At 48.2% G+C, this 13,681-nt stretch carries 12 protein-coding genes; 9 read left to right on the forward strand and 3 right to left on the reverse strand.

Annotated features, from left to right (window positions below; translation table 11 throughout):
* Nucleotides 1-14: 14 nt before the first annotated feature.
* From PJDR2_RS16515 to PJDR2_RS16530, 4 genes are all read left to right on the forward strand, one after another.
* The gene (locus PJDR2_RS16515; protein WP_015844854.1) at nt 15-911 is read left to right on the forward strand and encodes a carbohydrate ABC transporter permease; all 897 of its coding nucleotides are present in this window, start codon (nt 15-17) and stop codon (nt 909-911) included.
* A 32-nt stretch (nt 912-943) separates the two neighbouring features.
* Complete coding sequence (locus PJDR2_RS16520) at nt 944-2,611, forward strand: extracellular solute-binding protein (protein WP_015844855.1); 1,668 nt, start codon at nt 944-946, stop codon at nt 2,609-2,611.
* Nucleotides 2,608-4,038: a sulfatase gene (locus PJDR2_RS16525; protein WP_015844856.1), complete on the forward strand. Its 1,431-nt coding sequence runs from the start codon at nt 2,608-2,610 to the stop codon at nt 4,036-4,038. The genes PJDR2_RS16520 and PJDR2_RS16525 overlap by 4 nt, the downstream gene beginning before the upstream one ends.
* Nucleotides 4,039-4,116: 78 nt before the next feature.
* The gene (locus PJDR2_RS16530) at nt 4,117-5,559 is read left to right on the forward strand and encodes a sulfatase (protein WP_015844857.1); all 1,443 of its coding nucleotides are present in this window, start codon (nt 4,117-4,119) and stop codon (nt 5,557-5,559) included.
* A gap of 260 nt (nt 5,560-5,819) precedes the next feature.
* Here the strand turns inward: PJDR2_RS16530 and rpmG are convergent, their stop codons facing one another.
* Together rpmG and PJDR2_RS16535 are read right to left on the reverse strand one after the other, a co-directional pair.
* Nucleotides 5,820-5,969, reverse strand: coding sequence for a 50S ribosomal protein L33 (gene rpmG / locus PJDR2_RS32495; RefSeq protein WP_015844858.1), 150 nt, complete (start codon nt 5,967-5,969; stop codon nt 5,820-5,822).
* A 379-nt stretch (nt 5,970-6,348) separates the two neighbouring features.
* Nucleotides 6,349-7,119: an arylamine N-acetyltransferase family protein gene (locus PJDR2_RS16535; RefSeq protein WP_015844859.1), complete on the reverse strand. Its 771-nt coding sequence runs from the start codon at nt 7,117-7,119 to the stop codon at nt 6,349-6,351.
* A 326-nt stretch (nt 7,120-7,445) separates the two neighbouring features.
* Between PJDR2_RS16535 and PJDR2_RS16540 the strand changes: the two genes are divergently transcribed.
* Together PJDR2_RS16540 and PJDR2_RS16545 are read left to right on the forward strand one after the other, a co-directional pair.
* Nucleotides 7,446-7,943: a 2,4'-dihydroxyacetophenone dioxygenase family protein gene (locus PJDR2_RS16540; protein ID WP_015844860.1), complete on the forward strand. Its 498-nt coding sequence runs from the start codon at nt 7,446-7,448 to the stop codon at nt 7,941-7,943.
* Nucleotides 7,944-8,079: 136 nt separating this feature from the next.
* Nucleotides 8,080-9,381: an ankyrin repeat domain-containing protein gene (locus PJDR2_RS16545; protein ID WP_015844861.1), complete on the forward strand. Its 1,302-nt coding sequence runs from the start codon at nt 8,080-8,082 to the stop codon at nt 9,379-9,381.
* A 140-nt stretch (nt 9,382-9,521) separates the two neighbouring features.
* Here the strand turns inward: PJDR2_RS16545 and PJDR2_RS16550 are convergent, their stop codons facing one another.
* The gene (locus PJDR2_RS16550; protein ID WP_041613485.1) at nt 9,522-9,752 is read right to left on the reverse strand and encodes a hypothetical protein; all 231 of its coding nucleotides are present in this window, start codon (nt 9,750-9,752) and stop codon (nt 9,522-9,524) included.
* Nucleotides 9,753-9,931: 179 nt separating this feature from the next.
* Here PJDR2_RS16550 and PJDR2_RS16555 point away from each other — a divergent pair, with 179 nt between their 5' ends.
* The 3 genes from PJDR2_RS16555 to PJDR2_RS16565 all read left to right on the forward strand — a co-directional run bounded on the left by PJDR2_RS16555 (nt 9,932) and on the right by PJDR2_RS16565 (nt 13,206).
* A complete protein-coding gene (locus PJDR2_RS16555) occupies nt 9,932-10,354 on the forward strand; it encodes a VOC family protein (RefSeq protein ID WP_015844862.1) in 423 nt (140 codons plus the stop codon).
* A gap of 376 nt (nt 10,355-10,730) precedes the next feature.
* Nucleotides 10,731-10,904, forward strand: coding sequence for a DUF4367 domain-containing protein (locus PJDR2_RS33860; protein ID WP_083778147.1), 174 nt, complete (start codon nt 10,731-10,733; stop codon nt 10,902-10,904).
* 370 nt (nt 10,905-11,274) lie between these two features.
* Nucleotides 11,275-13,206, forward strand: a complete 1,932-nt coding sequence (locus tag PJDR2_RS16565; RefSeq protein WP_015844863.1) for a fructose-1,6-bisphosphatase — start codon at nt 11,275-11,277, stop codon at nt 13,204-13,206.
* Nucleotides 13,207-13,681: the final 475 nt, after the last annotated feature.

The following is a 13,681-nucleotide window of genomic DNA, read 5'->3' on the forward strand; positions in this document are numbered from 1 at the left end:
CAGGAGGGAATGAAGTGGAAATCTCCACGTTGAAAAACGCAAGCGGAGACCGCATGTTCAGCTTCATCGTTTATTTGTATTTAAGTATTATACTGGTCATCGTACTGTATCCGATTATATTTATTCTCAGCTCGTCCTTCAGCGCGAAGGAAGCGGTAACGGCAGGCGAAGTGGTCCTGTTTCCGGTCGGCTTCAGCCTCGAGGGCTATAAGGCTGTCTTTGACGAGCCCGCTTTCCTGCATGCGTTTATGAGGTCCGTCGGCTACACGGTCGTCGGTACGGTCATCAATGTCGTCATTACGATTCTGGCCGCTTATCCGCTATCGCGAAAGGATTTGAAGGGGCGCGGACTGTTCATGCTGCTGTTCGCTTTCACCATGTTTTTTCAAGGCGGATTGATCCCGACCTATCTCGTGGTCAAGGGAGCCGGCCTGCTTAATTCGCCTTGGGCACTTTGGCTGCCGGTGGCGCTAAGCATTTGGAACATGATCATTACCCGCACCTATTTCCAATCGACAATTCCGCATGATCTGCTGGAGGCGGCTCAGATGGACGGTTGCAACGATTATACCTTTTTATGGAAAATAGTGCTGCCGCTGTCCGGACCGATTATTGCCGTTATCTCGCTGTTCTACGCCGTTGAGCACTGGAATCAGTATTTCAATGCGCTGCTCTATTTAAACAAGCCGGATCTATATCCGCTGCAGCTGGTACTGAGGGAAATCCTCGTTCGGAGTCAGATGAGCACCGAATATATGGGCGAGACAGCCGATTCGGCCAAAATGCTTGGACTCGCCGAGCTGCTCAAATACTGCCTGATTGTCGTATCAACCTTGCCGATGATGATTGTCTATCCGTTTGTGCAGCGTTTCTTCGTAAAAGGCGTTATGATTGGCGCTTTGAAAGGATAGTTTTGTCTATCTTATTGCTTGGAGGGAAGAAGATGAAAAAAACGCTTGCTTTATCGCTGGCGGCCGTCTTAGCAGCCATGGTCACCGCTTGTTCGAACGGGAATGGAGACAACAACGTGGCTCCTTCGGCAAATACCGCCGGCGCCAGCGCCGAAGCATCCGATGCGGCTGGCACGTTCCCGTTATCGAAGGACAAAAAGACGCTTACAGTGCTGGCGGTGCAAAGCCCGTATGTTCAGGATTACGAGACCAACGATTTCACGAAATATTACGAGGAGCTGACCAATGTTCATGTAGAATGGAAGTTCGCTCCGCCTCAGGAAGCGCAGGAAAAGCTGAATCTGGCCCTAACCAGCGGGGATCTCCCAGATGTTATCGTTGGTTTTGGCGTCAGCTCGGCTCAGCAAATGGTTTACGGCCAGCAGGGCATCTTCCTGCCACTGAACGATTTGATCGATAAATACGGGGTGGAGACAAAACAGCTATTCGACAAGTACCCGGAAGTCAAGCAAGCTATTACGGCGCCGGATGGCAGCATATACGCGCTCAGCGGCATTGACCGCAACCCGCATACGATGGCGCCGCAGAAAATGTGGATTTACGAGCCCTGGTTGAAAAAGCTGAATCTGGCCATGCCGACGACAACCGACGAATTCGAATCGGTACTGAAAGCGTTCAAGACCATGGATCCTAACGGCAACGGCAAGAAGGACGAAATTCCGATGTCCGGCGGCGTACAGGACAGTTTGACTGGCATAGACAGCTTCCTGATGAACTCGTTTGTTTTGCATAAATTGACATCAAACCAGCTGTTATTCGACGATAACGGCAAAATTAATGCCGACTACGTCCAGGACGGCTATCAGGAAGGGCTGGCCAATCTGCACAAGCTATACGCAGAGGGTTTGATTGACGATGAATCGTTCACCCAGAACAACAGCCAGCTCAAAGCCCAGGTTGAGAACGGTGATCCGAAGATTGGCGTAGTCGCCTCATCATCGTTCGCGCAGTTTACTGACGTAAGCAAGGACCGGTGGAAGGACTTTGTTGCGGTTCCGCCGCTGAAGGGGCCGTCCGGTTTGCAACAGACCCCGTATTTGTATTATAGCAACGCCGGTGGGAACTTCCTGATTACGAGCAGCGCCAAGGATCCTGAGCTTGCCTTCCGGTGGGGGGATGCCTTGTTCAACAGCGATATTTCGCTAAGAGCGAATATCGGCACGGAAGGGGTCGGCTGGAAGAAGCCTGACGAAGGCGCAGCCGGCCTGAATGGCGGCCCGGCTGCCTGGGTTCGCCTAATCGGATTCGGCACGTTGCAGAATAATTCATGGATGCAGACGACGCCGTATCATTTCTCAAAGGAAATGTTCGAGGGGCTTGCCGCCGATACTGTCTCGGTTCCGCGCAAGCTCTATGAAGCAACGGTGAACAATTACGAGCCGTACAAGAGCTCCAAGGAGCAGGAAGTGCCGCCTATCTTCTTCAACGAAGCGCAGGCAGCCGAACTGACCATGCTCCAGAAGACGATTATGGACTATGTGCAGGAGAGCAAGACCCGCTTTATTATCGGCGACCTTTCGCTGGCCAAAGACTGGAACACCTACCTCTCTACGCTGGACGGGATGAATTTAAAGCGATATCTGGAAATCTATAACGAGGCATATACCGCCCAGTACAAAAAGGAGGGCGGAGCCGATTGAAACCGAACATTCTATGGATTTGTACCGATCAGCAGCGTTTTGATACGTTGGGGTGTTACGGAAATGGGATGGTTCAGACGCCGCATATCGACGCTTTGGCGCGGCAGGGGACTCTTTTTGAAAATGCCTATTGCCAATCAACGATTTGCTCCCCCAGCCGCGCCAGCTTTATGACTGGACGTTACCCCAGAACGACGGGCTATATGAAGAATGGACAAAGTATTCCGGAAACGGAGGTTCTTGTGACACGTCTGCTTCAGGAAGCCGGCTACACCTGCGGCTTGTCCGGCAAGCTGCATCTGTCTGCCTGCCACCCTTCCGTCAGCAAGGGAATGGAACCGCGAATCAAGGATGGCTACGACGTCATTAATTGGTCCCATCACCCGCAGGAGGATTGGCCCGTCAATGAATATTCCCAATGGCTGCGGAAGAAAGGAAAGGCCTACGAGACCTGCTCCCTGCCTGAATGCGAGAATGTTGTCTACGGACCGGATGCCGAGGATCATCAAGCGGCTTGGTGCGCGGAGAAAGCCGTCGATTTTATTGAAGCGAATGCGCGGTTCGAGCAGCCCTGGCTATTCTCCGTCAATATCTTTGCTCCGCATCATCCGTTTGATCCGCCGAAAAGCCATATGAAACGGTACTTGGAACGGCTGGACGAGATTCCGCATCCAGATTACGAGGAAGGTGAGCTGAGGTTCAAGCCAAGCGTGCAGACACGGGATCATAACGGCGCTTATGCTAATCCGGACTTGTATCCGTTTTCCCGAATGAGCGTAAGGGATCACAAATATTTGCGTGCCGCTTACTGGGCCATGTGCGATCTCATTGACGAGCAAGTAGGTAAAATGCTGCAGGCGCTTGAACGGACCGGACAGCTGGACAATACGATCGTTATCTTTATGTCTGATCACGGCGAGCTGCTCGGCGATCATGGCATTTACTTGAAAGGGCCTCATTTCTATGATTGCAGCGTTCGCGTGCCGCTTATTGTCTCATATCCGGGTGTCTTTCAGTCTGGCAAGCGAATATCCTCCTTGATGGAGCTGCTGGATCTGGCGCCTACCCTGTTGGAAGCGGCGGGACTACCCGCTGCCCCTCAGATGCAGGGAAAATCTCTTATGCCTCTGCTGACAGGGGATAAGACTAGACATCGGCAAGATGTCTTATGCGAGGTGGACGAAGTGCGGGCTAACGGAGAAGCCAAGGCCAGCGGTACGATGCTTCGTACCGAGACGCATAAACTGATTGTGCACGGCCCGGCGCAGGAAGGCGAGCTCTACGATCTCGACGAGGATCCGCAGGAACGCCGCAATCAGTGGAACGATGCGGCCTCGGCGGGCATAAAGCTGCAACTGATGGAGCGTCTGTGCCGCCGGCTGATGGATACGGCGGATCCCGGGCTGCTCAAGACCGCCCCTTGGTAGGGGCGGCGTACGTTCTCGCGAGACCCGCGTTTACGGAGGAGAGCCGTTCGATACCTATGGAATGAGGAGGGATTTGCGTTGAAGAAACCGAATATTTTATGGATTTGTACCGACCAGCAGCGGCAGGATACACTTGGTGCTTACGGGAACCAATGGGTGAATACACCGCATATTGACCGTCTGGCTGCCGAAGGAGTATTGTTTGAGCAGGCATTCTGCCAGAGCCCGGTATGTACGCCGAGCCGAGCCAGCTTTCTGACAGGCCGTTACCCGAGAACGACAAGATGCCGAGCGAATGGTCAGGACATACCGGCAGACGAGAAGCTTATCTCCAAGCTTCTTTCCGAGGAAGGATACATTTGCGGTCTTGCAGGCAAGCTTCATTTGTCCGCGTGCCACCCCTCTGTCAACAAAGGAACGGAGCGGAGGATCGATGACGGCTTCGATCAATTTTTCTGGTCGCATCATCCTAATGCTGAGTGGCCGACTAACGAATATACGCAGTGGCTGAAAGGAAAAGGAAAAACCTTCTCGCCCCGGCCTTTCGAAAATTCCCCTTACGTAAATTGCGGCCCGGATGCTGAGGATCATCAGACGACTTGGTGCGCGGAGAAAGCCGTCCAGTTTATTGAAACCAATTCAGACTATGAACGGCCATGGTTTTTCCTTGTTAATCTATTCGATCCGCATCATCCGTTTGATCCGCCAAAGGAATACCTTGACAGATACCTGGACCGGCTGGATGAAATTCCTCTTCCAAACTATGAAGAAGGGGAACTTGAAAACAAGCCGGTGTATCAACGAATAGACCGGGATGGCGCATATGGCATGAGGGGGCATCTTGCCGCATCCGACATGAGTGAGCGCGATCACCGCCTGATCCGCGCGGCCTATTGGGCGATGTGCGATTTGATCGACGATCAGGTCGGACGCATGCTAGATTCGCTTGAGCGCAGTGGACAGCTGGACAATACGATTGTCGTCTTTATGTCCGATCATGGCGAGCTGCTCGGCGATCACGGCATGTATTTGAAGGGACCGCATTTCTACGATTGCAGCGTGCGCGTGCCGCTCATTGTCCGTGGACCGGGAATCCATGGCGGGCGGCGTATTGCCTCACTGGTCGAGCTGGCCGATCTGGCACCAACCCTGCTGGAGGCATCGCAAATCCCGACCTACACGGGGATGCAGGGCAAATCACTTTGGCCGATACTATTAAACAAGGGAGAAGATGCGCCCAATCATCGCGAGGATGTGTACTGCGAATCCTACGACGCTAACTTTCCGCACGGCGATCTGCGAGCGTGGGCGACAATGGTCCGAACAGATAGCCATAAGCTGGTTTTGTACCATAATGACAACTCAGGCGAGCTTTACGATCTGCTGGCCGATCCGAAAGAGAACCGAAATGCCTGGAATGACCACGCATACACCTCAGTGAAGTTTGAGCTGATGCAGCGACTCTGCAACCGAATGGCTCTGACCGTTGATCCGCTCCCTGCACGTAAAGCAGCATGGTAGGAAATTCAGAGCGATATTACCGTCTGTCTCGGCATCATCTGTAATAGAACTGGGTATATACCTATCGACGGTGTTACCTGTATGGCGAAGAACCAACCGTAACGGCGTCAGTGTTCGATGATGAATCGCAATTGTCGGCTTGTGCGGTAGAAGCGGTCAGATCGACAGCGGCGCTGCAACTGATCTGAGGACGCAAATTCTGATTAAGCTACAATCGGGGAATTTAGTTCAGTTGCACTTTGATATGCTCCCTTCCTTACTTATCTTGTCTCTCGATGAAGCGTCATCTTTTTATGAGAAGGACAATATTTGCTAAGCTCCAGGCGGCTCGGATTATTTTTCTTGTTTTTCATTGTCGTGTAATTACGGGCACCGCACTCCGTACATGCTAAAGTAATGATCACTCGCATGATGATTATCACCTTCCTTTATCACCATGTTATGTATGAGTTCAACCACGTGATCAGCACGAAATAAAGAATATACCGGAATTCATCATCTTTTATTTAGGACATGAAAAAGCATCCACTACTCAAATTTATGTCCAGCTGCGCGGGGAACGTAGAAGAGGGTTGTATCGTCGCTTTTTTAGCAAATGGTAAAGTAACGTCAATCTGAAAATTAAGGCTAATGATTGGAACGCTAGCATCTGCCGATTGTAATCATCTTCTTGTTCCTCCAAAAGCAATTATTAGCGGCATGGTCGGCGCGGTGAAGGGTTAGCGCATACAAAGAAACTGCCTGTTGTCATTAGAATACTGACGATAGGCAGTTCTTGTATTTAAACGACTAATCCAGCTGAATCCCAAAGTGCTGGCGTAACGCTTCCTTGTATGCTTCGTCCGATTGGGGCGTGAACACGTTGACCCCATCTTGGGCAAACAGGCGGAATTCCTTTCCGGCCACCGTGTTCCGGCCCTCACGGGTGCGGATGGCAACCATCTCTGCCTTCGTAAAGATCGAGTCCGGCGCATGTTCGCACCAATAGCTGGCCATGATATAATCCTTCGGCAGCTGCGGCTCCTCCGTGAAAGAATAGAGCCGGCACCATTCTCCATGCTTCAGTTCGCACAGCATCCAGCCGTAGTAAGGGTCCTTGTCCAATCGGTAAGTTTCATCGCCCTGCCGGTGCGGAAGCCCCTCGACCATGGCGACTGGCCGACGGGGAACGATGCCGCCGACGCCAACGTCACATAAATAGGTTTGGTCCCCAGCTTCAACCTTCAACACTTGATGGCGGCGTTTCGGAGGAGGGGACGGCTCGTCGCGCCAAAAGCGGGCGAACAGATCGGTTACAGGGTATCCCAGCTCGCGCAGCAGCCATCCGAACAGCGCGTTCAACTCGAAGCAATAACCTCCGCGCCGTCTGACGACAATTTTATCGAATAGGTGATCGATCTCAAGCGAGATCGGCATGCCGCGCACAATGTCCAAATTCTCATAAGGCACGGCGTGAAGATGACAGTCCTGCAGATCTGCGAGCGATTGAGCGCTTCTGTCTAGCGGTCCGTCATAGCCGATTCGATCTAAATAGAGCTGAACCTTGCTTTTCACGTCCATATTTCCGTTCTCCTCCCTTAAGACTAGTTTAGATCTAGTTTAACTCAAGCTTGTGAGGGGTGACAGTGAAATGAAAGAACGTTCTCTTGAATTTTTTAAATATCATGCGGAGAGACTGCAGATTAATATTTAAAAAATCGTATAGTCAGCTTTGCGCTAACTGGGAACATTAGTTCAACCATCAGGGAGTAGTATGTCGCAACGGCAGCTGCTCCTTTTTTTAGTAAGGGCAGTTTAGCGCAACAACAGAGTATGGAAATAAAGGGAAATTGAGGAGGGTTTAGAATACTAAATATGACCAAACAAATTGAATGAAGGTGCTCTCAATGAACTCCCTTATTGAAGAATCAGTTATAAAACTCGCAGAGAAATTTCAGTTACCAGAACGTATCGTGAACATTGAAGATCTACCCTGGGTTCCGTTTACTGATAATCACTCATGTTATTTCAAACCTTTACGTTTTGATCTAAACACCGGAACATGGATTTACTTATTTAAGATTAAGAGTAATCAGATTTTGGGAAGACATAGACACACTGGAGGATCGGTAATTGGCTATAATATTCAGGGCAAATGGAGATATGAAGGGCGCGAATGGGTTGCTGTTCCAGGAACCTTTATATTTGAGCCTCCAGGCGACATTCATACCCTTATTACACAAGACGAAGAAGTAGTAACTCTTTTTATATTGAGCGGCTCTCTTCAGTATTTTGATGAGAACGGTCAAATTATTGGGCAAGACGACATTTATACTGTCCTGAATAAATATAAAGTTTATTGCGATCTACATGGGATTGAAACTAGAGATGACCTTATTTATTAAAAATAGGTACACATAGGATCCGTTGTACTAAGGAGAACTTGATAGTTCAATAACACACGATAGTAGCTAGACATTGGACTATTTTAAAAGTATTTTTATAACAAGCTTCGAACTCGCTAGGAGGAATAATCGAATTATGACCGATAAGAAGAACCATTTGGTGATTTCAGATGATGAGCTAGATAAGAGTATCATTGAACAATTTAAACAAGGTGTTAGCGGTTACGACCCGGAAGCTGTAGAGCGATTACTGCAACTGCATCCGTTGCTGGCCGTAAAAATCGACGAACCTTGGTTTGCTTTTGATGCGCCTGCGATTGTAAGTGCCGCAAATAGGGGAGACCGAAAGATGGTTGACGTATTGCTGGAGTATGGGGCGAATATCAACGCCAAGAGCAGCTGGTGGGCGGGAGGCTTCGGCGTTCTGCATCATGATCATTACGACTTATCCCGTTATCTTATCGATAAGGGAGCCATAGTGGATCCGCATGCTGCGGCTGCACTGGGAAAGCTGGATGCTCTTCGGAAAATGGTGGAAGAGGAGCCGGACATCGTCAATCTGCGTGGGCCGGATGGGCAGGTTCCTTTGCATTATGCCGGTTCGCCAGAGATCATCGATTTCCTGCTGAGTCACGGTGCCGATATTGATAGGCGAGATTTAGACCACAACGGTACTCCTGCTCAATATGCTGTGAACAACCTGGAGCGGTGCAGGCATCTCGTGCAACGTGGTGCGCAAACGGATATTTTTATGGCTTGTAAGCTAGGAGACATCAACCTTGTCCGCCGTATGTTGAAGGAAGATCCGAACTTGTTACAGGTACAGGTAGGGAAAGGCGACTTCACCGCTCCAGGAGGTCATATTTATGAATACAATATTGGCGGAGCTATGAGACCGCTCTTTTTCGCGGAGCGGCTAGGTCATGAAGAAATCACAGAACTTATGTTGTCCTATAGTTCAGTTGAGCAGAGATTGCTGCTTGCCTGTATGCGGGCAGATCGAAGAGCCGTCGACAGCCTATTAATGGAATATCCGGGTATTGTCCAATCTCTTCAGCCGGAAGAGCAGGGCTTCATTGCGGATGCGGCATGGAATAATCAAACGGATGCCGTTCAACTCATGCTCGAAGTTGGTTTTCATGTCGATGCTCGCCGAAGTGAACGTTCTGCGACCGCCCTTCATCATGCCGCGGGACAAGGTAATGATAAGATCGTCCAGCTGCTCATAGACCATGGTGCCTCTGTGGATGTCCTAAATGAATTCGGGGGAACTCCATTAAACAGTTGTATCTGGGGATCGCTTCATATTCTAAATCCTGACGGGAATTATGCCGAGGTTGCGGAAAACCTCGTCCAAGCAGGGGCTAAACTTCCGAATCAAGCAGCAGGCAGCGAGCATGTGAAACAGGTTCTTTTTCGGCATGGAGCATCGTATTAAAGCAAAGTAAAACATATAGAATTGAAAAACAACCTTAGCTCAGCGGTTCGCCGGACTAAGGTTGTTTTGATTTATTGAAGATCTGCCTTGCATGCCCTGCATGATTTGAAATCGAATAGCTTTTCAATATGTAATTCCTGTTAACTCTCTTTTTCCGCAGATTTCAACAATGCCATCTTGTTTGCCAGCATCCGTGCCAGATGTGTTTGAACTTGCTCCAATTCATCTTTTTTTCTTTCGATCTCCTGCATCTTTTGACTAAGAAGCTCAATTGTCTTTGAAAGGGGCAGATCATTTACCTCATAAGCTTGGATCACTTCTTTGAGTTCCGCTTGGTAAAGCGGTGCTATCTGTCTGCGGCAGCTGGCCAAAGCGATAGGCTGCCTTTTCCACTCTAACGGTCAGGTTACTGGGAGATTACAACGGATTTCCGGGTTGAGTGTGATCGATATGTTCGTAAAAAACTGCTGATTATGACAAGAGTTGTCACTATTAAAGATTACACTAGCAGGGAGAGATCAATCCTAAAGGTTGAAGGAGCTGTATAACCATGGAAGTGCAACTGACCCCGTTTATTATGTTGGACGGCGTCGCCCGTGAGGCGATCGCCTTTTACGAACAAGCACTGGACGCGAAGGTGGTATTTAAGCAGACTTTCGGTGAAGCGCCCGGAGAAGCCGGACAAGCGGTGTCGGAGCAGGCGAGGGACCGATTGGCCCATTCCGTCCTGAAGATCGGAGGAACGGATCTATTCGTCGCCGATACGAATCCGGAGGTCCGGTTCGCGCAGGGCAAGCAGGTGAATATCTGCGTCACCGTCGTCGATAAGGAGCAGGCCCGGAAGTATTATGAGGCGCTGAAGGAGGGCGGGCAGGTGGTTCTCCCTCTGCAAGAGATCCACTTCAGCCCAGCGTACGGCATGGTGACCGACAAATTCGGCGTCACCTTCCAGATTTTCACGAAGAGAGCGTAATGATGGGGGCGCTTTGGTTACGGTAACGAAGGAGCGTTAGTTCATAAAAACAAAATGGCAGCTCATTCGGTTTGATCAGTTGCCATTTTTACCTCTTACTATGAAGTTTAAGGAAATAGATGCACAAAATCAACGGGTTGAACAAATCACTACCTCGCATCTTGTAATAGGGATCGATATGGCGAAATGGCGAAAGAGATACATGTCGCACAAGCTACAAATTTCCGCGGAATAGTGGTTTCGAAACGCCATCTCTCATTCACCAATAGTATTGAAGGGTTTGAAAAACTGAGCCGCTGGATGAGTGAATTACAGCAGAAACATCGATTGAATAGGCTCATTATCGGCATGTTGAAGAGGATTTCAAATTTTTGATATGAGCGGTGAAATTATTAAATTTAACGAACTTGAAGCACGGTTTACTCCATGGGGGAAAAGTTCCAAGCCAGGTGGGTTTATACGATGGATACAAGAAGGTACTTATATTGAGATAGTCAGCTCTGAAATATCAAAAAAGAAGATGATTAAGATAGCCGAATCGATGAAATGATTATTAAAACTAAACTAACGGGATACTATAGCTCAACAACACGACAGCAGCCGCGGCATATAAAGTTCGGCTGCTTTTTGCTGAACTCCCTTGGTAAAATGATATTGAAAAATAAAAATCAATATCGGAAATACCTGTCTGGATAATCACATTAAAAGGACTGCTTCCAGACGACTACATACCAGACACCAGACCAGGAAAACAACCTTTAGACATTAGTAGTACCGTAATTGATGCGATGACAGGCAAGGTTTTATTTGGATTCGGAAAAGGGAAATAACTAACGAATAAAGGTTAAAGATACGCGGCTAGCCCCATTAAAAAAAACCTCTTATACATAACCATATTTCCTTGAAGGAGGATATCTATTTTGGATGCGCAGTTTCTAGATTTATTAGCCCAGAAATATGATACGGAAGAAAAAGTTGTAACAGAAATCATCAACCTTGAAGCGATCTCCAATCTTCCCAAGGGAACTGAGCATTTTGTCAGTGATTTGCATGGGGAGTTCCAAGCTTTTCAGCATGTACTAAGAAACGGTTCAGGCACCGTAAAAGAGAAAATCAAAGCCTTGTTCCGTGAGGATTGGACGGATCATGAAATCAATGATTTTACGGCGTTAGTCTATTATCCGGAAGAAAAAATACAGCTGGTTAAAGGAGACCTGTGCAATAAACAAGCCTTAAACCGATGGTATAGAAAAACGATTGAACAAATGCTTAAGCTCATTTCATTCGCCTCATCCAAATATACGCGGGCCAAATTGCGCAAGGCTCTGCCGGAGCAGTTCGTATATATTGTAGAAGAGCTTCTATACAAGACGGATTTGACCAACAATAAAGACCCTTATTATGAGGAAATATACCGGCAAATTATTTCCTTGGGCCAGGCGGACAAGCTTATTATTGGCCTTGCTTATACGATCCAGCGCCTGGTGGTTGACCATCTTCATGTGGTCGGGGATATCTATGATCGCGGGCCGGACCCCGATAAAATCATGGACACGCTGATCGACTACCATTCCGTAGACATTCAGTGGGGGAACCATGATGTCCTGTGGATTGGCGCCTATGCGGGTTCCTTGGTCTGCCTTGCGAATATTATCCGGATCTGCGCCAGATACGACAATCTGGACATCATCGAAGACGTATACGGAATCAATCTTCGTCCACTGCTCAATTTGGCGGAGAAATACTATAATGACAATCCGGCTTTTAGACCAAAGCTGCAGACCGACCATAACGGCTCGGAGCAGGAAATCCTGCAGATCACCAAAATTCATCAAGCCATTGCCATGATTCAGTTTAAGCTTGAAATCCCGATTATCAAGAGACGCCCATACTTTAATATGTCTAACAGGCTTTTGCTTGAGCAGATCGATTACGACAAGAATGAAATCAAGATCGGCGGAAAAACTTACCCGCTGGAAAACACCTGTTTTGCAACCGTAAATCCGCAGCAGCCTGAACAATTGCTGGAGGAAGAACAACAGGTAATGGAAAAGCTGCTGTTATCCGTTCAGCATTCCGAAAAGCTGGCCAGACATATGAGTTTTCTTATGAAAAAGGGTAGCCTTTATTTAATATATAACGGGAATTTGTTATTTCACGGCTGCATTCCTTTGGATGAAGAAGGAAACATGGAAGAAATGCAGATTGAAGACAAGAAGTATTCGGGCCGTCAGTTGCTCGATGTTTTTGAATATTATTTACGTTACGCCTTTGCGCACCCGGAAGATACGGATGATCTGGCTACGGATATGGTATGGTACATCTGGACAGGGGAATGTTCGTCGCTCTTTGGAAAGAAAGAAATGACCACCTTTGAACGGTACTTTATCCAAGATAAAGAAACCTATAAGGAGAGAAAGAACCCCTATTACCATCTGCGTGAAGTTGAGGAGATATGCCGGAAAATCCTGCTGGAGTTTGTTATGAATCCGGATCATGGTCATATCATTAACGGCCACACGCCTGTTAAAGAAATTCGTGGAGAGAACCCCGTTAAAGCAAACGGGAAAATGGTTGTCATTGACGGCGGTTTTTCCAAAGCCTATCAATCCACAACGGGCATCGCCGGATATACCTTGTTGTATAATTCCTTTGGCATGCAGCTCGTTGCCCATCAGAAATTTATTTCAAAAGAAGATGTGTTATGTAACGGAACGGACGTATTGTCTGTAAAAAGGCTGGTGGACAAAGAACTGGAGCGGAAGCTGGTGAGGGAAACCAATGTCGGGGAGAAGCTGCTGCAGAAAATCTCAAATTTGAAGAATCTCCTAGAATATCGCTATATGAAATGATACAACTGCTAAATGAAACAACTGATACAGCCGTGTTCGCTCCCTCGAGGAACTTTTGGAAGCTGATCAACGTGACGGTACCCGAAATTATGAACCGTGCCATGATTACCGGCTCAATTGAAATCGCCCGCCATCCGGGCGTCGTCACCGTGACCTTCCAAGCGCCGAGGCATTACCTGTGACAGGCGAAGCTAGCTGAGATTGTGGAGGAACAATACGGAGAGTAAAGCGATTGCTCGTTCCGTCATCGAGGCGGCACCTAAGCTGTTGAACGATTTGAATATGACATAATGTTGAAGAACAGTGCCAGATGCCGTCTAAATGAGGCATCTGGTTTATTGTCGTTGGAGAATAAGTTGAAAGGAGTATTTTATAAAAGCCCTTTAAAATGGAAATGATTAGATGGTCCAATATTTCTTCACGAACCGGACGAAAAAGTACGTTTGCTGAATTCTAACCTATTTCTTCCGGAGGA

Source organism: Paenibacillus sp. JDR-2 (assembly GCF_000023585.1).
GTDB lineage: Bacteria > Bacillota > Bacilli > Paenibacillales > Paenibacillaceae > Pristimantibacillus.